General features: G+C 63.0%; 17 protein-coding genes. 11 read left to right on the top strand and 6 right to left on the bottom strand.

Annotated features, from left to right (window positions below; translation table 11 throughout):
- The first annotated feature begins 284 nt into the window (after positions 1–284).
- A complete protein-coding gene (gene clpX, locus G8767_RS20245; protein ID WP_003944582.1) occupies positions 285–1,565 on the top strand; it encodes an ATP-dependent Clp protease ATP-binding subunit ClpX in 1,281 nt (426 codons plus the stop codon).
- 86 nt (positions 1,566–1,651) lie between these two features.
- Here the strand turns inward: clpX and G8767_RS20250 are convergent, their stop codons facing one another.
- The 3 genes from G8767_RS20250 to G8767_RS20260 all read right to left on the bottom strand — a co-directional run bounded on the left by G8767_RS20250 (position 1,652) and on the right by G8767_RS20260 (position 6,148).
- Positions 1,652–2,989 (bottom strand): MFS transporter, encoded by a 1,338-nt coding sequence (locus tag G8767_RS20250; protein ID WP_206029568.1) that lies wholly within the window; start codon positions 2,987–2,989, stop codon positions 1,652–1,654.
- A 190-nt stretch (positions 2,990–3,179) separates the two neighbouring features.
- Positions 3,180–5,402, bottom strand: coding sequence for a glycoside hydrolase family 3 C-terminal domain-containing protein (locus tag G8767_RS20255; protein ID WP_166811409.1), 2,223 nt, complete (start codon positions 5,400–5,402; stop codon positions 3,180–3,182).
- Positions 5,403–5,473: 71 nt separating this feature from the next.
- A complete protein-coding gene (locus G8767_RS20260) occupies positions 5,474–6,148 on the bottom strand; it encodes a TetR family transcriptional regulator (protein WP_166811411.1) in 675 nt (224 codons plus the stop codon).
- A gap of 127 nt (positions 6,149–6,275) precedes the next feature.
- Between G8767_RS20260 and aroQ the strand changes: the two genes are divergently transcribed.
- The 3 genes from aroQ to G8767_RS20275 are packed head-to-tail and all read left to right on the top strand — an operon-like array spanning position 6,276 to position 9,510.
- Positions 6,276–6,725 (top strand): type II 3-dehydroquinate dehydratase, encoded by a 450-nt coding sequence (gene aroQ, locus G8767_RS20265; protein ID WP_095969719.1) that lies wholly within the window; start codon positions 6,276–6,278, stop codon positions 6,723–6,725.
- Positions 6,725–7,603 carry a shikimate dehydrogenase gene (locus G8767_RS20270; protein ID WP_166811413.1) on the top strand — a complete coding sequence of 293 codons (879 nt, stop codon included), beginning with the start codon at positions 6,725–6,727 and terminating at the stop codon, positions 7,601–7,603. Before aroQ ends, G8767_RS20270 begins: the two co-directional genes overlap by 1 nt.
- Entirely contained in the window at positions 7,600–9,510 is a 1,911-nt protein-coding gene (locus tag G8767_RS20275) for a TIM barrel protein (RefSeq protein ID WP_166811416.1), read from the top strand. Before G8767_RS20270 ends, G8767_RS20275 begins: the two co-directional genes overlap by 4 nt.
- Here the strand turns inward: G8767_RS20275 and fdhD are convergent.
- Positions 9,464–10,330, bottom strand: a complete 867-nt coding sequence (gene fdhD, locus G8767_RS20280) for a formate dehydrogenase accessory sulfurtransferase FdhD (protein WP_166811418.1) — start codon at positions 10,328–10,330, stop codon at positions 9,464–9,466. The two genes, G8767_RS20275 and fdhD, sit on opposite strands and share 47 nt — an antisense overlap.
- A 1-nt stretch (position 10,331) precedes the next feature.
- Positions 10,332–12,641 (bottom strand): FdhF/YdeP family oxidoreductase, encoded by a 2,310-nt coding sequence (locus tag G8767_RS20285; protein WP_185564895.1) that lies wholly within the window; start codon positions 12,639–12,641, stop codon positions 10,332–10,334.
- A gap of 119 nt (positions 12,642–12,760) precedes the next feature.
- On the opposite strand from G8767_RS20285, the gene G8767_RS20290 reads away from it, so the two are divergent.
- From G8767_RS20290 to G8767_RS20300, 3 genes are read left to right on the top strand one after another with little or no spacing between them, the layout of a single operon-like run.
- Positions 12,761–13,768: an iron-siderophore ABC transporter substrate-binding protein gene (locus tag G8767_RS20290; protein WP_095969724.1), complete on the top strand. Its 1,008-nt coding sequence runs from the start codon at positions 12,761–12,763 to the stop codon at positions 13,766–13,768.
- Between the two features lie 47 nt (positions 13,769–13,815).
- Positions 13,816–14,430 carry a GNAT family N-acetyltransferase gene (locus G8767_RS20295; protein ID WP_095969725.1) on the top strand — a complete coding sequence of 205 codons (615 nt, stop codon included), beginning with the start codon at positions 13,816–13,818 and terminating at the stop codon, positions 14,428–14,430.
- Between the two features lie 12 nt (positions 14,431–14,442).
- A complete protein-coding gene (locus tag G8767_RS20300; RefSeq protein WP_166811420.1) occupies positions 14,443–16,476 on the top strand; it encodes a S9 family peptidase in 2,034 nt (677 codons plus the stop codon).
- A 68-nt stretch (positions 16,477–16,544) separates the two neighbouring features.
- On the opposite strand, the gene G8767_RS20305 is transcribed toward G8767_RS20300, so the two are convergent.
- A complete protein-coding gene (locus tag G8767_RS20305) occupies positions 16,545–17,246 on the bottom strand; it encodes a hypothetical protein (protein ID WP_166811422.1) in 702 nt (233 codons plus the stop codon).
- A 173-nt stretch (positions 17,247–17,419) separates the two neighbouring features.
- Here G8767_RS20305 and G8767_RS20310 point away from each other — a divergent pair, with 173 nt between their 5' ends.
- From G8767_RS20310 to ndk, 4 genes are read left to right on the top strand one after another with little or no spacing between them, the layout of a single operon-like run.
- A complete protein-coding gene (locus G8767_RS20310; RefSeq protein WP_166811424.1) occupies positions 17,420–20,101 on the top strand; it encodes a valine--tRNA ligase in 2,682 nt (893 codons plus the stop codon).
- Positions 20,098–21,537 (top strand): folylpolyglutamate synthase/dihydrofolate synthase family protein, encoded by a 1,440-nt coding sequence (locus G8767_RS20315; RefSeq protein ID WP_003944455.1) that lies wholly within the window; start codon positions 20,098–20,100, stop codon positions 21,535–21,537. The genes G8767_RS20310 and G8767_RS20315 overlap by 4 nt, the downstream gene beginning before the upstream one ends.
- A complete protein-coding gene (locus tag G8767_RS20320; RefSeq protein WP_166811426.1) occupies positions 21,534–22,004 on the top strand; it encodes a DUF4233 domain-containing protein in 471 nt (156 codons plus the stop codon). Before G8767_RS20315 ends, G8767_RS20320 begins: the two co-directional genes overlap by 4 nt.
- 18 nt (positions 22,005–22,022) lie before the next feature.
- On the top strand, positions 22,023–22,442 hold the full coding sequence (gene ndk / locus G8767_RS20325) for a nucleoside-diphosphate kinase (protein WP_003944527.1): 420 nt from the start codon (positions 22,023–22,025) through the stop codon (positions 22,440–22,442).
- Positions 22,443–22,447: the final 5 nt, after the last annotated feature.

Consider the following 22,447-nt stretch of genomic DNA (forward strand, 5'->3'; position numbering starts at 1 on the left):
GAGCGCTCGCCAGGCTGAAATCTCGACTCTTTTCTTTTTTATCCGCAGGCGAAACGCCGAGAACAGGTCGACCCCGTTCGGGATCTGCGGGTACCGTCACTTCACGGGCTGGTTCTCGACCGGCGTTCTGCGATTGTTCGACCAGATTTGTTCGATCAGTTTGTTGATCAGTTTGTCTGATCTGACAACTACCGATCTGACAACTACCGACGTACTGCGGAGCGTCTCGGCCGATCGAGTGGCGGCGAGTGCACGTACATGATGGAAAGTAGGGACCTCACGAGATGGCACGCATCGGCGACGGCGGGGATCTGCTCAAGTGCTCTTTCTGCGGTAAGAGTCAGAAGCAGGTCAAAAAGCTCATTGCAGGACCCGGGGTGTACATCTGCGACGAGTGCATCGACCTCTGCAACGAGATCATCGAAGAGGAATTGGCCGAGTCGAGCGAGGTAAAACTCGACGAGCTTCCCAAGCCTGCGGAGATCCGAGAATTCCTCGAGAACTACGTCATCGGTCAGGACTCCGCCAAGCGGACGCTGGCCGTCGCCGTCTACAACCACTACAAGCGCATTCAGGCCGGAGACAAGGGCCGTGATGCGCGGGGTGAGACGGTTGAGCTCGCAAAATCCAACATCTTGATGCTCGGCCCCACCGGCTGTGGCAAGACGTACCTCGCTCAGACTCTCGCGAAGATGCTCAACGTCCCGTTCGCCATCGCCGATGCGACGGCGTTGACCGAGGCCGGTTATGTCGGCGAGGACGTGGAGAACATTCTGCTCAAGCTGATTCAGGCTGCCGACTACGACGTCAAGCGCGCGGAGACCGGAATCATCTACATCGACGAGGTCGACAAGATCGCGCGTAAGAGCGAGAACCCGTCGATCACGCGTGACGTGTCCGGCGAAGGTGTTCAGCAGGCGTTGCTGAAGATCCTCGAAGGTACGCAGGCGAGCGTCCCGCCGCAGGGCGGTCGTAAGCATCCGCACCAGGAATTCATTCAGATCGACACGACGAACGTGCTGTTCATCGTTGCGGGCGCGTTCGCAGGTCTCGAGCGGATCGTCTCCGATCGTGTCGGCAAGCGCGGTATCGGATTCGGTGCCGAGGTTCGGTCGAAGGCCGAACTGGATACGGTCGATCGTTTCGCCGAGGTCATGCCGGAGGATTTGATCAAGTTCGGTCTGATTCCGGAGTTCATCGGCCGACTGCCGATGATCGCGTCGGTGACCAACCTCGACAAGGAATCGCTGGTTCAGATCTTGTCGGAGCCCAAGAACGCTCTCGTCAAGCAGTACCGTCGTCTCTTCGACATGGACGGCGTCGAACTCGAGTTCACCGAAGAGGCTCTGGATGCGATCGCCGATCAGGCGATCTTGCGTGGAACCGGTGCTCGTGGCCTGCGCGCCATCATGGAAGAGGTTCTTCTTCCCGTGATGTACGACATCCCCAGCCGTGACGACGTCGAAAAGGTGGTCGTCACCGCGGAGACCGTCAACGACAACGTACTTCCGACCATCGTTCCGCGTAAGCCGGAACGTGGCGAGCGCCGCGACAAGACGGCGTAGAAACTTCAAAACGACTGTGGCCCGGCATCTCTCGCGAGAGATGCCGGGCCACAGTCGTTCGTACAGGGCGTCTGTGGGGTGTTCGACTAGATCGGGTTGCCGAGTTCCTTGAGGGGAGTGCGGAACGTCTCCTTGGCGGTGAACGCCGAGATCGCGCAGATGACGCAGGCCACCGACGTCAGAATGGCAACGGGCATCCAGTGCGTCTTGTCGCCGCCCATGAGGGCGTTGCCGATGGCGGGCGCAAAGCCTGCGAGGGCGAAGCCGACCTGGGTGCCGATCGCGATGCCGGAGTAGCGGACCTTGGTGTTGAACATCTCGGAGTAGAACGACGGCCAGATGGCGTTCGGTGCAGCGTAGAAGACGGACATCAATCCGATTGCGGCGAGAAAGATCAGGGGAACGTTGCCGCTGGCGATTGCGCCGAAGTACACGTAGATGAACACCGCACTACCGAGGGCGCCACCGATGAACAGCGGCCTGCGACCGATCCGGTCGGAGAGCATCGCCCAGGCGGGCTGACTGAGCAAGGCCACGGCGTTGGCTGCGATGGCCACCCAGAGCATGGTCGACTTCGGAATCCCCACTTCCTCGGTGGTGGCGAAGGCGAGTCCGAAGACGGAGAAGATGGTGGAGACGACGGCGATGAAGGCGCAGCAGATCACGCGAATCAGATTTGCGCTGTGGGTGCGAAGAAGATCGGCGACAGGCAATTTGGCGACGGCCTTCGACTCCTGCTGCTCGGTGAACTCTTCGGGCTCTTCGAGCTTGAGACGCATGATGTATGCCGCCACGAGAACGATCAGGCTGCCCCAGAACGGGATTCGCCAGCCCCACGTGTAGAGGATGTCGTCAGGGAGTGCGGCGATGGGCAGGAAGACGAGGCTGGCGAGGATGAAGCCGGCCTGGGTGCCGTTGAGGGTCCAACTGCAGAAGAATGCGCGTCGACCTTCGGGAGCATGTTCGAGTGTCAGTGAGCTGGCACCGCTCTGTTCACCAGCGGCGGAGATGCCCTGGGCGATTCTCATCAGGACGAGAAGTATCGGTGCAAGAACTCCGATCGAATCGGCGCTGGGAATACATCCGATGAGGAACGTTGCAGCGCCCATCATGATGAGGGTGAGCAGCATGATCTTCTTGCGGCCGACGCGGTCACCGAAATGGCCGAGGACTACAGCGCCGAGGGGACGCGCGACGTACGCGACACCGAATGTGGCCAGCGAAAGCAGTGCCGCATGTCCGCTGTCCGGGAAGAACACGGTGGGGAAGATGAGCGCAGCGGCGGAGGCGTAGATGTAGAAGTCGTAGTACTCGAGCATGCTGCCGAGAAACGACGATGTTGCGGCGCGCTTGACCTTGGTCGTATCCGGCCTGGCCAAGGACCCTGCCTCGGGCCCGGATGGTGTAACCGTGCTAGCTGACATGCTCAACTCCTGGGTGGAAGCGTCGTGGAGGCTCTACATCCGCCGATTGTGTTCGTATAAAGAACGTCTGTGCGGAGAGCGATACAAGGAATGTAACCGACGCCACAGCAACTACACAAGATTATTAACCAAATAGTTCATAAAAATCTACTGGCGGTCACGCCGCGCGTCGAAACCGCAGTTCAGGGAGTTAGGAGGCCGGCTGTGCTGCCGCCGCCACCAACTGCTCCACCTGTTCCTCGGTGATCCCGAGGCCGAAGGTGGCGAGCTTTCCGAGCGGCATCGAACCGGCGAGCGCCATCATTTCGGGGCTGACCGATTGCGCACCTTCGCCCGCTGCGGCAGACATGGCGGCGCCGAGAACGGCACTGCCTACGGGATGGGCGAGCCATTCGCCGATGGTCGACATGGCGTCGAGCGTGCCGACGCCGACGTTTCCGGCCAGAGTGATGGTGTCGGTTCTCGCGATGTCCCGAGACGAGAAGCCGACGCGGATCTCGTAGTCGCCAGGTTCGATCGCCCAGTCCTGCGCCGCGACGGACCAATAGGCAAATGCTCTGGTGTCGAGAGTGATGTTCACAGTCGCAGATTCGTCGGGGTCGAGGTGGACCTTGGCAAAGCCCTTCAGTTCCTGCTCGGGACGGTCGATGCTTTCCGAGGCGTCGTGGACGTAGACCTGCACGACGGTGCTGCCCGATCGGTCGCCGCTGTTGCGCACGGTGACCGTCATTTCGGCGGAGTTCTCACCCGCCTCCACAGACGTATCGGTGATGTCGAAGGTGGTGTAGCTCAGCCCGAACCCGAACGGGTACGCCACTTCGCGCAGAGCGGAGTCGTAGTAGCGGTATCCCACATACAGTCCTTCGCCGTATCGGACGTGCTGCTGCGATCCGGGGAAGTGTAGATACGACGGATTGTCTTGGAGGCGAAGTGGAATGGTCTCCGTCAGCCGACCGGACGGATTCGTGATGCCGAACAGCAGATCGGCGATCGCCGATCCACCCGCCTGGCCGAGTAGCCACCCTTCGAGGATTGCGGCGGCGTGGTCCTTCCACGACGCGATCGAAACCACGCCGCCGTTCGCGAGCACGACGACGGTGTTCGGGTTCGCGCCGTGGACCGCTTCCAGCAGGGCGATCTGGTCAGCCGGCAGTTCGATGTCGGTTCGATCGAATCCTTCGGATTCGGTGGCGGACGGTAGTCCGAGGAAGAGCACCGCGACGTCGGCGCGGCGCGCAGCGTCGACGGCCTCGGTGACCATGTCGTCGTCCGGAGTGCCGTCGAAGGTGAAGCCCGGTGCGAAGGTGACCCGGTCGGCGCCTTCGAGGTCGAGGATCGCGTCCAGAGCATTGTCGAGCTTGGTGGCCACCACCTGTGAACTACCCGCCCCCTGGTATCGCGGGCTGCAGGCGAATTCTCCGATCACCGCGACAGTTTGCCCGCCGGGGGTCAGAGGCAGCAGTTCTCCGTCGTTCGCCAGCAAGACAGCCGACTCCGCTGCAGCTGTCCGCGCCAACTCGTGATGACGCTCGGCGTCGTACGTGTGGCCTTCGGTTCGCGCCGCAGCGGTGCGTTGCACCAGCGTCGAGAGTCGTTCGGCTGCAGTCGTGAGCACTGATTCATCGAGGTCGCCGCCGCGAACGGCGTCGACGATCTGCGTATCGGTTCCGGTCGGCGGCATTTCCAGGTCGAGCCCCGCGGCGAGTGCCGCCACGCGATCGTTGACCGCCCCCCAGTCCGAAACGACGAGGCCGTCGAAGCCCCACTGTTCGCGCAGTACCTCGGTGAGCAGCCAATGGTTCTGGCTCGAGTAGACCCCGTTGATCTTGTTGTACGAGCACATGACCGTAGTCGGGGCGGCAGTCTTGACGGCGTATTCGAAGCCGGCCAGATAGATCTCGCGTAGCGTCCGTTCGTCGACGTCGGCACTGACTCTCATCCGGTCGTGCTCTTGGTTGTTGGCAGCGAAGTGCTTGAGCGAGGTTCCGACGCCGCGTGACTGGATGCCGGTGATCAGCGCTGCCGCGACGCGGCCGGAGAGGAACGGATCCTCGGAAACGTATTCGAAGTTCCTGCCGCACAACGGTGATCGTTTGATGTTGATGCCGGGACCGAGGAGAACCGAGACCTGTTCGGCTTTGGCTTCGTCGCCCAGAGCCTCACCCACGCGGCGGATGAGGTCGAGGTTCCACGACGAGCCCAACCCGACTGCCGGTGGAAAACACGTCGCGGGAATGCTGTGGCCGAGTCCGAGTGCGTCGCCGCCCTCGGGTTGTTTCCGAACCCCGTGCGGGCCGTCGGTCAGCAGTATCGACTCGATTCCGGGGACGGACTGGCTGTGCCAGAAATCCGAGCCTGACGTCAACGACGCCTTCTCTTCGAGTGAAAGCCCGTTTACGTAATTCTCGGTCACGTCAATCCTCCCGGTGGCAGCTGTGAGTTCCACTCACCACCGTAGGGGGATTTTTCGGACTTCGGGGTGGGTCAGGACGGCGTCGGTGAGGTCAGAAATGCAACAACCATGTCGCCGAGCATGGTTCGTAGATGCTCGCGATGCGACGAGTCGGTCAGATCGCGGTCGAAGAGCGCTTTGAAGGTGTATCGGTTGGCGATCCGAAAGACGCAGTAACTGCTGATCAACATGTGAATGTCGAGAGCATCGACGTCGGAGCGAAATACTCCCGCCTGCTGCCCGTCGTGGAGAATCTGCGAGACGAGATCGGCGGCAGGGGCGCCGAGGCCACTGAGCAGCTCGGACTTCTCGATGTGCTCACCGCGGAGCATGTTCTCGTTGGCCACCAGCCGAATGAAGTTCGGGTGCTGTTCGTGGTGGTCGAAGGTGAGTTCTGCCAAGGCGCGGACTGCTGCGGTGGGGTTCAATCCCTCGAGGTCGAGTTCACGTTCCTGCGCACGAATGACGCTGTACGCATGCTCGAGGACGGACTTGTACAGCCCTTCCTTGTCGGTGAAGTAGTAGTAGATCATGCGCTTGGTGGTGTGAGTCTTGGTTGCGATCTCGTCTACCCGGGCGCCGGCGAATCCCTTGTCGGCAAACTCCTCGGTGGCGACGGCGATGATGTTCACCCTGGTCAGATCGCTGTTTCGGCGTCGCTTCTCCGGCTTCGACACCACGGAGTTCACTGACTGCTCGGAAACCATGTGCTCACTCTATCTGTCAGCAGTTTGTCGACTTTGCTTGTCGAGTTCGCGTCGGGGGAGTAACGTCCAGTGAACTAACTCACTAGTTCGTACATTAGTTTCGAGCGTCAACCCCGAGGTGCCCCTGATGACTTCATCTCTACCGGTTCTGGTCCTCAACGGACCCAACTTGAATTTGTTGGGACAGCGCCAACCGGAGTTCTACGGGAGAGGCACCCTGGACGACGTGGTTTCCCGTTGTGAAGCGGCGGCTGAGAAGTTCGGAGCGGTGGTCGAGGCAAAGCAGTCGAACCACGAGGGTCAACTGATCGATTGGATCCACGAGGCCAGGGGAAATGTCGCGGGCATCGTGATCAATCCCGGTGGGTACTCCCACACCTCGGTTGCGTTGCGTGACGCTCTGGTCACACTCGATGCCCCCGTCGTGGAGGTGCACATCAGCAACATCCACAGCCGCGAGGATTTCCGTCACCACTCGTACGTCTCCGGCATCGCCGACGCTGTCATCTGTGGGTTGGGAATCGACGGCTACAGCGCCGCAGTCGAATTCGTCTGCATCCGAGAAGGGAAGAACTGATGAGTGATTCGATCCTCTGCGGTCTGATCGGCACCGGTATCGAGGCCTCCTTGACCCCGGTCATGCACGAGGAGGAAGGGCGCAGACAGGGCCTGCCGTACGTCTACCGCATCCTCGATCTCGACGTGATGGGAATGGTGCCGTCGGACATCGGTGAACTTCTCACCTATGCACGACGTTTCGGTTTCCGCGGTCTCAATATCACTCACCCGTGCAAGCAGTTGGTGATCGAGTATCTCGACGAACTCTCGCCGGATGCAGACAGGCTCGGGGCGGTGAACACGGTTCTCTTCGACTCCGGCAAGGCGATCGGACACAACACCGATTGGTCGGGCTTCGGCCGGAATTTCGACGACGGGCTTCCCGGAGCACAGCTCGATCGTGTCGTCCAGCTCGGTGCGGGTGGAGCCGGTGCGGCTGTTGCCTATGCGGCACTCACCCGCGGCGTGGGGACGCTGACGTTGGTCGATTCGAGCCTGGCTCGTGCGGAAGAACTCGCGCGAACTTTCTCGCAGCAGTTCCCGGCGCAGATCGTCGAGGCGTGCCACACGAGTGACCTCGCCGAAGTGCTCGGCAATGCAAACGGTTTGATCCACGCGACGCCGATGGGGATGGCGGCCCATCCTGGGATGGCATTCTCGCCGGATCTGCTCCGTCCTGATCTGTGGGTGGCGGAAATCGTCTACCGTCCGCTCGAAACGGAGCTGTTGCGTCAGGCCAGGCTGATCGGGGCGCCGACGCTCAGCGGTGGCGGAATGACCGTCTTCCAGGCCGTCGACGCGTTCCGGATCTTCACGGGCATCGAACCGGACAGTAAGAGGATGCTCGCTCACATGACCGAACTGGTGCACGGCGAACAGACCGCGGCAGCGCTGTGAGTGGCCCGGTCCGGACGTCGATCGCGACTGTATCGCTCAGCGGCACCCTCGAGGAAAAGCTCGACGCCATTGCTGCTGCCGGCTTCGACGGCTTCGAAGTGTTCGAGCCGGATTTTGTCGCTTCTCCCTGGTCGCCCGTGGAATTGCGAACGAGGGCTGCGGATCTGGGGCTGAGCCTGGACCTGTATCAGCCGTTTCGTGACTTCGACACGGTGGACGAGGCCCAATTTGCTCGGAATCTTGTTCGAGTGCAACGCAAATTCGAGCTGATGGATCAACTGGGGTGCGAGACGCTCCTGGTGTGCTCCTCGCCCCTGCCGACAGCAAGTCGCGACGACGGTCAGTTGACAGAGCAATTCGGAGCTCTCGCCGAACTGGCGTCCCAGCACGGCAAGAAGGTTGCATACGAGGCGCTCGCGTGGGGTGCCCACGTCAACACGTACGGTCATGCATGGAAGATCGTCGAGGGAGTCGATCACGTAGCGCTCGGAACCTGTTTGGACAGTTTCCACATCCTCTCGCGCGGTGACGATCCTGCCGGAATTCGCGAGATTCCCGGAGAGAAGATCTTCTTCCTCCAGTTGGCGGACGCACCGTTTTTGGCGATGGACATCCTCCAGTGGAGCCGGCATCACCGAAACTTCCCGGGGCAGGGCAGTTTCGATCTGAGCGCGTTCGCTCAGCATGTGTACGCCACCGGTTACGACGGACCGTGGTCGCTCGAGATCTTCAACGACGTATTCCGCCGCGCTGACACCCAGCGGACGGCAATCGACGCTCATCGGTCGCTCCTCCATCTGGAAGAACAGGTCGCTGCCGCGAAGCCTGCTGTCGGTGGACCCACGCTGTTCACCGCCCCGGAGCGCACCCCGCTCGAAGGAATCGTGTCTCTGCGAATCGCTGCGGGTCCGGCTAAACAGGACCAGGTGCACTCGATGCTCTCCCGTGTCGGTTTTCATCTGGTCGGACGGCACCACGATCACGACTTGCAGCTGTGGCGGCACGGACCGCTGACCGTTGCCGTCGACGCGACAGCGGGCACGGTGTGGACGGCGCCCGGGCTGCCCGCGGATCTGCCGGTTCTCACTCAGATCGGCATCAGGGCAACCGAACCCGAAGTGTGGGGAGAGCGCGCTCTGGCTCTCGAAGTACCGGCGACGCGAGTGCAGTTGCCCGGTTCGAGTGACGAGAACTTCGCTGTACCGGACGTCGTACGCCTGAAGGTCACCGATGCGACATCGATCGACCTTCGTGGCCCCGGCAGCGCTGCGGCGTGGGAATCGGCCTTCGAGATCTACCCGCTGCCCGCCGAGCGCAATCGTGAACAGGGCGCAGTGTTCACCGGGATCGACCATGTGGCACTGGCAGTTCCGGCCGAGAGCTGGGACGGCATCATGCTGCTCCTGCGGTCTGTGTTCGAGATGCAACCGCACGAGGGGCAGGACGTCACCGATTCGGTCGGCCTCATGCGGAGTCAAGCGCTCACGCTTGTTCAAGACGGTGACGGACATGCCCTGCGTATCTCGCTGAACATGGTGGAGGGCAGTCGTAGCGGGCTGCCGACCGTCCGCCGCGGCGGTGTCAGCCACGTCGCCTTCGCGTGTGAGAACATCTTCGGTGCCGCTGCGTCCATGCAGGAGTGGGGGTTTGCTCCGCTACCCATTTCCCCGAACTACTACGACGATCTGGACGCACGTTTCGGGTTGAACTCGGAACTGCTCGACCGGATGCGCAGCGCCGGAATCCTTTACGACGCGGACGCTCACGGCGAGTTCTTCCACCTGTTCACCCCGACGGTCGGGGGAGACCTGTTCTTCGAGGTCGTGCAGCGAGTGGGTGGGTACGAGGGCTACGGGGAGGTCAACTCCGCTGTGCGACTGTCGGCTCAACTGCGCGCGAGTTCGTGACCTCGACTCGGTGCGGGTGCGAGTAGACGTTCATCGAATCGCCGCGGATGAAACCGACGAGCGTCAACCCCGATTCCTGTGCCAGTTCCACGGCCAGCGACGACGGCGCGGAGACGGCACCGAGTACCGGAAGGCCGGCCATGACGGCCTTCTGGACGAGTTCGAACGACGCCCGCCCACTGACGATCAGGATCGTGTCGTAGAGGGGCACTCTGCCGTTGGTGATGGCCCAACCGATCACTTTGTCGACGGCGTTGTGACGGCCGACATCCTCGCGCAGTGCCAGGAGTTCTCCGGTGGCGGTGAACAATCCGGCCGCGTGCAGGCCGCCGGTGCGCTCGAAGATCCGCTGGCTCTCCCGCAGCGTGACCGGCATGGCAGACAGAACGGTGGAGGTGACAGAGGTCGTGTCACCGACCAGTGGATGCCGCGTCGTGGTGCGGACGGCATCGAGTGACGTCTTCCCGCACACTCCGCACGCGGAACTGACGACGGTGTTGCGGTCGGTGGTGTGATCGGGCAACGGCACTCCGGGAGCGAGCGCGATGTCGAGGACGTTGTACGTGTTCGCGCCGGTTTCGTCGACGCCGTCGCAATACCGGACGACGCTCACGTCGTCGAGGGTGCCGATGACTCCTTCACTGAGAAGGAACCCGTGGACGAGGTCGACGTCGTTGCCGGGTGTTCGCATCGTCACTGCCAGCACCTGACCGTCCACTCTCATTTCGAGTGGTTCCTCGACGGCCAGCGTGTCGGGGCGCGTGACGACCCGATCGCCCGAGATTCGAACGACCGGCGTGCGGGCGGTGACTCGTCCCATCTCAGGCCCCCGATGCCTCGAGTCGAACGGTGACGGCCTTCGAGACCGGCGTGTTCGACTTGGCTGCAACGTGTTCGAGGGGAACGAGGGGATTTGTCTCGGGGTAGTACGCTGCCGCGTTGCCGCGTGGGGTGTCGTAGGCGACGATGCGGAATTCGGTGACCCGACGCTCTTCGAGTGTGCCGTCGGGTGTTGTCCACTCGGACACGATGTCGACGAGATCACCGTCGCGGAATCCGAGTGCGGTGATGTCTTCGCCGTTGACGAGGATGACTTTGCGGCCGCCCTTGATGCCGCGGTATCTGTCGTCGAGGCCGTAGATCGTGGTGTTGTACTGGTCGTGGCTTCGCATGGTCTGCAGAATCAGGCGCCCGCTCGGAGTGGGTATCCAGTGCAGGTCGTTCACACCGAAGTTGGCTTTGCCGGTGTGCGTGCGGAATTCGCGGGAGTCACGTGGCGGGTGGGGGAGTTGGAATCCATCCGGCTGACGGACCCGGGTGTTGTAGTTTTCGCATCCGGGCACCACCCGTGAGATGGAGTCACGGATCAGGTCGTAATTGCCCTCGAAGGCCGACCAGCGGACGGAATGATCATTGCCGAGTAGTTCGCGGGCGAGTTGGCAGATGATGGCGACTTCGCTACGCAGGTAGGGGCTGACCGGAGTGAGACGTCCGCGGGACAGATGCACCATGGACATCGAATCCTCCACGGAGACAAGCTGCTTTCCGCCTGCCTGGACGTCGAGGTCGGTGCGTCCGAGGGTGGGGAGGATGATCGCGGTCTGCCCGTGGACCACGTGACTGCGATTCAGCTTGGTGGAAACCTGCACGGTGAGTTCGCATTGACGCAACGCTGTTTCGGTGGCTGCGGTGTCCGGGCTTGCCTGGATGAAGTTGCCGCCCATCGCCATGAAGAAGCTCGCCTTGCCTGCGTTCATGGCGCGGATCGCATCGACGGTGTCCCAACCGTGCTTGCGGGGGCTCGAGATCGAGAACTCGGTGTCGAGCGCGGCCAGGAACTCTTCCGGCATCTTCTCCCAGATACCCATCGTGCGGTCACCCTGGACATTGGAGTGCCCTCGCACCGGGCAAACCCCGGCACCGGGTTTGCCCATCATCCCGCGCATGAGCAACAGGTTGACCGCTTCTTCGATGGTGGCGACGCCGTGGGTGTGCTGAGTGATCCCCATGGCCCAGCAGGTGACGGTTCGCTCGGACCGGGCAAGCGCGGCAGCCGTTTCCTCGAGCTGCGCCATCGACAGACCCGTCGCCTCGAGTACCGTGTCGAGATCGACCGCACGGATGTGCTTCTCGTATTCGTCCCAACCGGCGCAGTACCGGTCGACGAAGGCGCGATCGACGACGGTGCCGGGAGCGCGATCCTCCAGCGCGAGCAGCAGCTTTCCCAGGCCTTGGAACAGCGCCATGTCGCCGCCCAGCCGAATCTGGAGGAACTCGTCCGCGATGTCGACTCCGTGCCCGATCACGCCGGACACCTTTTGTGGATCCTTGAACCTGCGCAATCCCGCCTCGGGCAGAGGATTGATGGCGATGATCTTGGCGCCGTTGCCCTTTGCCTTCTCGAGCGTCGAGAGCATTCGAGGATGGTTGGTACCGGGATTCTGTCCGGCGATGAGGATGAGATCGGCGTTCTCGAGGTCGGGAACCGTCACCGAGCCTTTGCCGATGCCGATGGATTCGGTCAGTGCACTTCCGGACGACTCGTGACACATGTTGGAACAGTCGGGCATGTTGTTGGTGCCGTAGCTGCGAATCATCAACTGGTAGAGAAATGCTGCTTCGTTGGACGTACGACCGGAGGTGTAGAACACGGCTTCGTCCGGTGAGGCGAGGCCGTTCAGATGTTCGGCGATGAGTGCGTACGCGCCGTCCCAGTCGAGCGGCTGGTAATGGGTTGCTCCCGGGGTCAGGACCATCGGGTGCGTCAGTCGACCCTGTTGGCCGAGCCAGTAATCGGTCTTGCCTTCGAGGTCGGCGATCGAGTGCTCCGCGAAGAATTCGGGTGTGACAGTGCGAAGCGTTGCTTCCTCGGCAACGGCTTTCGCTCCGTTCTCGCAGAACTCGGCGGGCTTGCGATGCCCGGGAGTCTCCGGCCACGCACACCCCGGGCAGTCGAAGCCGTGACGCTGGTTGAGCCTGGTGAGCGTTCGGGCGGTCCGCAAGGCTCCCATCTGCTCGATTCCTCGTTGCAGTGACACCAGAACGGCCGGTACTCCGGCGGCGTAGTCCTTGGGGTGCGTGACTTCGAGATCGGATTCGTCGATGTCTTTCGAGGGGCCCTGGCGCGTCATGTCTCCATAGTGGCCCGAACGAGCCGGTACTGCCATCGAATGGGCCGGTCGAACTCACCGGAATGCGACATTCATCGGCTAGCCTTACCTACCGAAACAGCGGACTTAAGGGGTAGAGCATGGATCGAACGGACGCAGGTCGGCTGACCCGGCGCGGATTTCTGATCGGCACGTCGGGAGCGTTGTTGGCATTCGCCGCGGCCTGCTCCAGTTCGAACGACGAGGACACACCCCCCAGCGGTGACTCTGCGGGATCGGTCACCCACAAGTTCGGGTCTACCGAACTGCCCGAGGATCCGCAGCGGATCGTCAGTGTCGGATACAACGATCAGGATGCGATCCTGGCGCTCGGTGGGACCTTGGTCGGAACCTTCGACTGGTACGGCGATTACCCCTACGGTGTGTGGCCCTGGGCGCAGCCGCTGCTGAACGGGGCGACTCCCGAGATCATCGGAACCGCGGGCACCACCATCCAGATGGAGAAGGTCGCTGCCACGACACCCGACCTCATCGTCGGCACCTACTCCGGACTGACCCAGGCGCAGTACGACAAACTCAGTGCCATTGCGCCGACGGTGGCGCAGCCGAAGGAGTTCGCGGATTACGGAATCCCCTGGCAGGACCAGACGACCATCCTGGGCGAGGCCTTGGGCCAACAGGGCAAGGCCACCGAGTTGATCGCCGGTGTCGATCAGAAGTTCGCCGACGTGAAGACCGCCAACCCGGCGTTTGCCGGCAAGACTGTTCTGGTCGGCGCGTTGAAGGGGCCGGGGCAGTTCGGGGTCTACGGACCGGAAGACCCCAAGGTGCGGTTCTTCACCGAACTCGGATTCGTGAATCCGCCTGTCACCGATCAGATCACGGGTAACTTCGCCGAGATCAGCACCGAGCAACTCTCGCTCGCGGACGTCGACGTACTCGTCTGGTATGCCGGTGGTGGCTACGGCGACAAGCTCCGCGCCGAATTGGACAAGACCCCGATCTACCAGGAACTCGACGTCGTGAAGGACGGCCGCGCGATCATTCTGGAAGACGCTGCTGCCGAGGCCATGACGTGGAGCACCGTACTGAGCTTGCCGTATGCACTCGAACAGATTCCACCACGGATTGCGAGCTTGCTCGTCTGATCGGTTCACCGACCGGGAATTCGGACGGTCGGCGGTACCCTCACCTCATGGGTGTACACGTGCGGCCGGCTGTCCGATCCGATATTCCGGCACTGTCGGCAGTGTTGGCCGAGGCGTTCGAGGATGATCCCTTGATGGCCTGGATGTTGCCGGACGAGGACTCCAGGGCTGAGCGCCTGTCGAAACTGTTTGCCGCAGAAGCTCGTTACCACCACTTTGCCGGTGGCGGTGTCGAGGTGGCCACCGATGACAACGGCGTGATCGGCGGGGCAACTCTGTGGGATCCGCCGGGGCGATGGAAGCAGTCGTGGATTTCCGGGCTCGTGAGCCTGCCGGCCATGGTGCGTGTCTTCGGCAGGGGGCTTCGACATGCGGCCGAGGTCAGCTCCGTTCTCGAAGGAGCACACCCGAATTCGCCGCACTGGTATCTCGCGACGGTCGGGACCGGCAGCGCGGCGCGCGGTGGGGGATACGGCAAAGCACTACTGAACTCCCGGTTGGAGCGTTGTGACCGTGAACATGTCGACGCTTACCTCGAGAGCAGCAAGGAATCGAACATCCCGTACTACAACCGCTTCGGTTTCGAAGTGACCCGCGACATCGTGATGCCAGGCGGCGGGCCGACGATCTACGCAATGATGCGTCAACCGCGGGGCGCGTGATACCAACTAGTGGTGACCCAGATTCCCGAGCTCCACGCAGGCACGCCGTTCGACGAACTCGACGACTACATCGCTCTGGCCAGGTTGTCCGGCCTGGTGTTGTCACCTGACGGCTCGCTGCTGATCTGCGCGCGCGCCGTTCTCGACGACAAGCGCGCCGAATACGTGTCCTCGTTGTGGGAGATCGACCCGGAAGGTCGGCGTCCTGCGCGTCGGTTGACATGGGGTTCGACCAGCGAGTCCGGTGCCGCCTTCGCGTTCGACGGCGACGTACTCTTCACTGCCACGCGAGCCGTGCCGGGCGAGAATGATCCGCAACCAGCACTCTGGCGCCTACCCGCGGCGGGCGGAGAAGCTCAGCTGTTGATCTCGCGTCCCGGTGGTGTCTCGTCGGTATCAGCGGCCAAGGCGGCGCCGACGTTCGTGGCACAGACGTCGGTCATGGCCTCGGCGATCAGCCTCGACCAGGACGATCAGGTGCGATCCGCGCGCAAGGACAAGAAGGTCACGGCGATGCTGCACACGGGGTATCCGGTGCGGCACTGGGACCACGACCTGGGCCCCGATCATCCGCATCTGGTTGTCGCCGAGACGGATTCGAAGGACTCCGTCGAATTGCGGGACATCACACCGACTGCAGGCGCGGCGCTGCGGGAGACGTCGACCACGATTTCCGACGACGGTCTCTTCGTCGTGACCACGTGGGCTGTCGGCGCGGCTAGTGCCGCCCGCCGATCGACGTTGGTTCGGATCGACACGGTGACCGGTGACCGAACCACCCTTGTCGACGAGGCCGACGCGGACGTCTACAACCCGGTGCTCTCGCCGGACGGAACCAAGCTCGCGTTCGTCCGGGAGACCCTCACCACGCCGGAGTCTGCGCCGCGAATGACTCTGCAGCTCTACGACTTCGGATCCGGTGCTGTGACCGGCGTCGCCGACGGCTGGGATCGATGGCCTACCTCACTTGCCTGGCTACCCGACGGATCCGGGCTGGTGGTCACCGCTGACGACGGCGGCCGCGGTCCGATCTTCACCATCGACCTGTGGGGTCAACCAGTGCGCCTGACAGCCGACGACGCGGCGTACACCGACGTTCGAGTGGCGCCGGACGGTGAGTCGATCTACGCGTTGCGGGCTTCGTACGAAGCGCCCCCTCACGTGGTGCGGGTGGATCTGCGATCCGGTGAGATCACCGCACTTCGTGGACCCGACGCATTGCCGGAGCTGCCGGGAACACTGACCGAGATCACCGCTCGCGCCGAGGACGGTTCGACGGTCCGTAGCTGGTTGGCGCTGCCGACCGGCGCCGCACCGCACGCACCGGTGCCATTGCTCCTCTGGGTCCACGGTGGCCCACTCGGTTCGTGGAACACCTGGTCCTGGCGGTGGAATCCGTGGCTGCTCGTCGCCAAGGGCTATGCAGTACTGCTGCCCGATCCCGCACTCTCGACCGGCTACGGGCAGGATTTCGTCCAGCGCGGGTGGGGTCAGTGGGGCAAGGCGCCCTTCACCGATCTGATGGCGATCACCGATGCTGCCGTCGCGCAGCCCGAGATCGACCCCAAGCGGACAGGCGCGATGGGTGGGTCGTTCGGCGGTTACATGGCCAACTGGATTGCCGGCCATACCAACCGTTTCGACGCGATCGTCACCCACGCAAGCCTCTGGGCGCTCGATCAATTCGGCCCGACGACGGACGCGGCCTGGTACTGGCAACGGGAGATGTCGCCGGAGATGGCCGTCGAGAATTCGCCGCATCTGTACGTCGCAGACATCACGACTCCGATGCTGGTCATCCATGGCGACAAGGACTACCGGGTTCCGATCGGTGAGGGCTTGCGACTCTGGTACGAACTGCTTGCAGAGTCAGGTCTGCCCGCCGACGACGACGGGAAAACGGACCATCGCTTCCTGTACTTCCCCGACGAGAATCATTGGGTGCTCAAGCCGCAGCACACCAAGATCTGGTACGAGGTGGTCACCGCGTTCCTCTCCGAGCACGTTCTCGGCGAGGATGTCGCGCTGCCGGAGATTCTGGGTTGACCGTGCGTGCCTCGTTCGGCTGAAACAGCCGAACGAGGCACGATCTTCCTCGCGGATCCGGACTGGAATCAGGCGCCGGGGCAGCGAACGGTGTACGCCCACTCGGTGTGGTCGGGGCCCGTGACGCGAACCAGCACGGACGATGCACCGCCGGCGGGCACGTTGACGACCGCCGAACCGGTTCCCTCGTTGATGTTGTCGCCGATGTATCCGGTGCTGTGGATCAATCGTCCTTCGTAGTACACCTCGATCAGGTCCGGGACATTTTCGGTCTCGTAGCCGAGTACGAACGACGTCGGACCGCCGCGGCCGAGCTCGTGCTTGGTGCTGGTGATTCCTGCGCCGCCGGAGACCGTCGAGGCGTCACATCGCTGCGTCGGAGCAAACGATCCGCCGCCGCCGCTGCCGCTGGCCAGCCCACTGAGAATGTCCCTGACATTGCCACTGGCCAGGCCGTTGACGATGTCCGTCGCGCTGGTCGAGCCTGCGGATAGGCCCCCGATGACGTCGTTGAAATTCCCGGTGGCAATTCCGCCGACGATGTCGCCCACGCTGCCGCTGGCGATGCCGTTTGCGATGTCGTTCCCGATGTCGCCGACACTCCCGTTGATCGTGGCGCTGCCACTGTCGATGCTTCCTTGCACACTTTCTTCGATGCCGGGTGCAGCGGACGCAGTCGCCGGAAGCACGAGGGCAACCGCCGCTCCGATCGTCGCGGCCGCCGCCAAGGTTCGAACGCCGGGACGGCGAGAACTCCAGTTGTTCAACATATTTGCTCCACAGGTCGTTGGTCGGTCGTCCTTCAGAGCGATCCTGTCAGCGGAGCGGATCGGTGAATATCGTTTGTTCGGCTGACCCCGGACCAAGGGGACTGTCGTTCGTGCCCACCGCAGCCCTCGACGGGCGAATTCGTTCGCAGCGGGGGAGTCATTAGGATCAAGTGGTGACCAGTGCAGCTCCAGAGAACCCCCAGACCCCCGCCGACGCCCTACCCAAGAGCTGGGACCCCAGCGCGGTAGAGGCCGATCTGTATCAGGGCTGGGTAGACGCCGGGTACTTCCAGGCCGACGCGACCAGCGACAAGCCCGGCTACTCCATCGTGCTGCCGCCCCCGAACGTCACCGGCAGCCTGCACATGGGCCACGCCCTCGATCACACCCTCATGGACGTCCTCAGTCGCCGCAAGCGGATGCAGGGCTACGAGGTGCTGTGGCTGCCTGGCATGGACCACGCCGGTATCGCCACGCAGTCCGTCGTCGAGAAGCAACTCGCTGCCGAGGGCAAGACCAAGGAAGATTTCGGCCGCGAGCTGTTCATCGACAAGGTCTGGGACTGGAAGCGCGAATCCGGCGGAACCATCGGTGGCCAGATGCGGCGCATCGGTGACGGCGTCGACTGGAGTCGTGATCGTTTCACGATGGACGAGGGCCTCTCGCGCGCCGTCCAGACCGTCTTCAAGCGCATGTTCGACGAGGGCTTGATCTACCGCGCCGAGCGTCTCGTGAACTGGTCGCCGGTGCTGCAGACCGCGATCTCCGACATCGAGGTGAAGTTCGAGGATGTCGAAGGTGAGCTGGTCTCCCTGCGCTACGGCTCGCTCGACGACAACGAGCCGCACGTCATCGTCGCGACCACTCGCGTCGAGACGATGCTCGGTGATACCGCAGTGGCGGTCCACCCCGAAGACGAGCGCTACAAGCACCTCGTCGGCACCACCCTCGATCATCCGTTCACCGGACGTCAGATCCCGATCATCGCGGACGACTACGTCGACCCCGAGTTCGGAACCGGCGCTGTGAAGATCACGCCGGCTCACGACCCCAACGACTTCGAGATGGGCCTGCGGCACAACTTGCCGATGCCCACCATCATGGACAAGACCGGCAAGATCGCCGACACCGGAACCGAATTCGACGGTATGGACCGCTTCGAGGCTCGCGTCAAGGTTCGCGAAGCCCTCGCCGAGCAGGGACGCGTCGTCGCCGAGAAGCGCCCGTACCTGCACAGCGTCGGGCACTCCGAGCGCAGTGGCGAGGCCATCGAGCCTCGTCTCTCGTTGCAGTGGTGGGTCAAGGTCGAGACGCTCGCCAAGGCTGCGGGTGACGCGGTTCGCAACGGGGACACCGTCATTCACCCGGCGAGTCAGGAGCCACGCTGGTTCGACTGGGTCGACAACATGCACGACTGGTGCATTTCCCGTCAGCTCTGGTGGGGTCACCGCATTCCGGTCTGGTACGGCCCCGAGGGCGAAGTTGCATGCTTCGGTCCCGACGAAACGGCACCGGAAGGCTGGGTCCAGGATCCCGACGTCCTCGACACCTGGTTCTCCTCGGGACTGTGGCCCTTCTCGACGATGGGTTGGCCCGACAAGACGCCCGAACTCGAAAAGTTCTATCCCACCAGCGTTCTCGTCACCGGCTACGACATCCTGTTCTTCTGGGTCGCCCGCATGATGATGTTCGGCACGTACGTGTCCGAGGACGAGTCGATCACCGCCGGTCCGGGTAAGTCGGGCGCGCAGATGCCGTTCAAGGACGTGTTCCTGCACGGACTGGTTCGCGATCAGTACGGCAAGAAGATGTCGAAGTCTCGTGGCAACGGTATCGACCCACTCGACTGGGTCGATCGTTTCGGCGCCGACGCCCTGCGATTCACACTCGCACGCGGCGCCAACCCGGGCAGTGACCTGTCCGTCGGTGAGGATTCGGCGCAGTCCTCGCGCAACTTCGCGACCAAGTTGTTCAACGCGACCAAGTTCGCTCTGATGAACGGCGCTGCTCCCGCGCCGCTGCCCGCTCGAAGCGAACTGACCGACGCCGATCGTTGGATCCTCGACCGTCTCGACACGGTCCAGGCCGAGGCGGACGCCGCATTCGATCGCTACGAGTTCAGCAAGGCGTGCGAAGGCCTGTTCCACTTCGCGTGGGACGAGGTCTGTGACTGGTACCTCGAACTCGCCAAGGTGCAGTTCGCCGGTGACGAGGCCGTCGCCGCGAACACCCGCGCCGTGCTCGGCAACGTTCTCGATGCATTGCTCCGCCTCCTGCACCCGGTCATTCCGTTCGTGACCGAAACCCTGTGGAAGGTGCTCACCGGCGGCGAGTCCGTCGTCGTCGCCGACTGGCCCACGTTGTCCGGCGTCGCAGTCGACGCCCAGGCCGCCACCAGGATCGAAGACACGCAGAAGCTGATCACCGAGGTGCGACGTTTCCGAAACGATCAGGGACTCAAGCCTTCCCAGAAGGTCCCGGCGCGTGCGTCCGGGCTCTCGGAGGCAGGCATGGACGGCCAGTTCGCCTACGTGGCGGCGCTTGCCAAGCTGACCGAACCCGAAGAAGGATTCACCGCGTCGATCTCCGTCGAGGTGCGTCTGAGCCAGGGAACCGTCACTGTCGACATCGACACCTCGGGCACCATCGACCTCGGCGCCGAGAAGAAGCGGCTCGAAAAGGACCTCGCGGCAGCGCAGAAGGAACTCGTCACCGCTGACAACAAGCTGGCGAACGAGGCCTTCCTGGCGAAGGCGCCCGACGCCGTCGTCGACAAGATCAAGACACGTCGCCAGATCGCCGTCGAAGAGATCGAGCGCATCACAGGACGTCTGAAGGAGTTGGCCGACAAGTGAGTTCGTACGAGCCGTCCCAATTCGACGCTCAGAGTTCGGTTCCGACTCCGGTCGACATCGCCGAACTGGCGCTGGTGGAAGCAGAACTCGACAAGCGTTGGCCCGAGACCAAGATCGAGCCGTCACTGACTCGTATCGAGGCGCTCATGGATGTCCTGGGCTCGCCCCAGCACAACTATCCGTCGGTGCACGTCACGGGAACCAACGGCAAGACGTCGGTGACGCGCATGATCGACTCGTTGATGACGGCTCTGCATCGTCGTACCGGCCGAACCACCAGCCCACACCTGCAGATCGCGACCGAACGGATCAGCATCGACGGTCATCCGATCTCACCGCGGCTCTACGTGGACACGTTCCGCGAGATCGAGCCGTACGTGCAGATGATCGACGCACAGTCCGAGGAAGCCGGGGGACCGGCGATGAGCAAGTTCGAAGTGCTCACCGCCATGGCCTATGCGGCGTTCGCGGAGGCACCGGTCGACGTCGCCGTGGTGGAGGTCGGACTCGGCGGACGATGGGATGCCACCAACGTGATCGACGGACAGGTCGCGGTGATCACGCCGATCAGTCTCGATCACGCCGAGTACCTGGGAACCGATCTTGCCGGGATCGCGGAGGAGAAGGCCGGGATCATCAAGAAGGGCCGCGAGGACCTGGTTCCGGTGGACACCGTCGCGATCATCGCCGAGCAGACTCCCGAGGTCATGGAGGTATTACTGCGGCGAGCCGTCGAGGTCGAGGCCGCAGTCGCTCGCGAAGGCTCCGAGTTCAAGGTGCTCGCTCGCCAGATCGCGGTAGGCGGACAGCAGCTCGAACTTCAGGGCCTGAGCGGTGTGTACACCGACATCTTCCTGCCGCTTCACGGCGAGCATCAGGCGCGCAACGCGGCGCTTGCGCTCGCTGCTGTCGAGGCGTTCTTCGGTGCCGGTCCGGATCGACAACTCGATCAGGACGCAATCCGCAACGGGTTCGCCTCGATCGTCAATCCTGGTCGCCTCGAACGTGTTCGGAGTGCGCCGACCGTATTTCTCGACGCCGCCCACAACCCTGACGGTGCACGCGCACTCGCGGCCGCACTGGCCGCGGAGTTCGATTTCCGCAAGCTCGTGGGAGTGGTCAGCGTCATGGCGGACAAAGACGTCGACGCCATCTTGACCGCATTCGAATCCGTCTTCGACGAGATCGTCGTCACCCACAACGGGTCACCCCGGGCGATGGACGTCGAGGAGTTGGCGAACATTGCCGTCGCGAAGTTCGGCGACGAGCGCGTCGTCGTGGCGCCGGTGCTTGCCGACGCCTTGGAAGTCGCGATCGAAATCGCCGAGCAGGTGGCCGAACCCGGCGAAGCCGTATCAGGGGCAGGTGTCGTGGTGACGGGATCCGTCGTGACCGCTGGCGCTGCCCGCACGCTGTTCGGAAAGGACCCCGCGTGAGTACCCCGTCAGATGCCAATCCCGAATCCGGCGACCACGAGTCCGGAGACCACGAGTTCGGAGACCACGAGTTCGGAGACACTGCCGGCGAGTTCGGGCCTCCGACCAAGGACCCGTGGAAAAGTTTCCGCGGAGTAATGGCCGGAACCCTGATCCTCGAGGCGATCGTCGTGCTGCTGGCTTTGCCGGTCGTCGCGGTCGTCGGTGGTGGTCTCACCGCGGCCTCCGCGGGATTCATCATCGGGTTGGCGGTGCTGATGATTCTGGGTGCGGGCATCCAGGGCAAGCCGTGGGCGATGGGGTTCAACGTCGCACTGCAGGTGATTCTTCTGTTCGGTTTCTTCGTCCACCCGTCGATCGCCGGTGTCGCGATCACCTTCGGGATCGTCTGGGGATACCTCGTCTACCTGCAGAGAGACATCAAGCGCCGAATGGACAAGGGCCTGCTTCCCGGTCAGCGGGACTGACCATTTAGGCTGTCCGCTGTGACTGAGCGCACCCTCGTACTGATCAAGCCCGACGCCGTTGCCCGTGGATACGTAGGAGAAATCCTCAGCCGTATCGAGCGCAAAGGCCTGACAATTGCAGCACTCGACCTCCGCGTAGCTTCCGAAGAGGTGGCTGGTAGCCACTACGCAGAACACGCCGAGCGCCCGTTCTACCCGAGCTTGTTGGAGTTCATCACCTCCGGTCCGCTGGTGGCCGCAGTGCTCGAAGGCCCCCGCGCCATCGCTGCTTTCCGTCAGTTGGCCGGCGGAACCGACCCGGTAGACAAGGCTCTTCCGGGCACGATCCGCGGCGACTTCGGACTCGAAGCGCAGCAGAACCTCGTTCACGGCAGTGACTCCGTGGAGTCGGCAGAGCGCGAAATCGCTCTGTGGTTCCCCGCGCTGTCGTCCATCTGAATCTC

The organism is Rhodococcus sp. IC4_135 (genome assembly GCF_011602025.1).
GTDB classification, from domain to species: domain Bacteria; phylum Actinomycetota; class Actinomycetes; order Mycobacteriales; family Mycobacteriaceae; genus Rhodococcus_F; species Rhodococcus_F baikonurensis.